The 384-nt window shown below is 61.2% G+C and carries 1 protein-coding gene; it reads right to left on the bottom strand.

Features of this window, described 5'->3' with window-relative positions:
• Positions 1–159: 159 nt before the first annotated feature.
• On the bottom strand, positions 160–384 hold a 225-nt coding region (locus AC0L2O_RS36445), incomplete at its 5' end, for an adenylyl-sulfate kinase (RefSeq protein WP_473373155.1).

Genomic DNA, 384 nt, shown 5'->3' with positions numbered 1-384 from the left:
CCAACTGGGTGCCCTTGGCGGAGCCGCCAGCGAATACTTCGCCGTCGACCTTGCCTACGAAATCGATGTTCAGCTGGTCTTCGTTCTGGGCGGCACGGTCGACCACTTCGAAACGGGTGTTCTGCTTGCGCAGGATTTCCCATTTGGTAACTGCAACCCTTAGATCGCGCCGCGCTGACGCAACAGCTCCAGCACCTGCTTGACGCTGTCTTCCAGCGACAAAGACTGGGTGTCGATCACCAGGTCGGCATTCAACGGCACGTCGTACGGGAACGACTCACCCGGGATGTTATCCCCACCGGCGGCATACAGCCCTTGCGGATCACGTTCGGCACACACCTGCGGCGAGGCCTGCACGTACACCGTCAGCAGACGGTCGCTGCC

The organism is Bradyrhizobium sp. Kon10, from assembly GCF_055807395.1.
The sequence above is the reverse complement of the archived record's forward strand: the minus strand, read 5'-3'. Positions and strand labels throughout refer to the sequence as shown.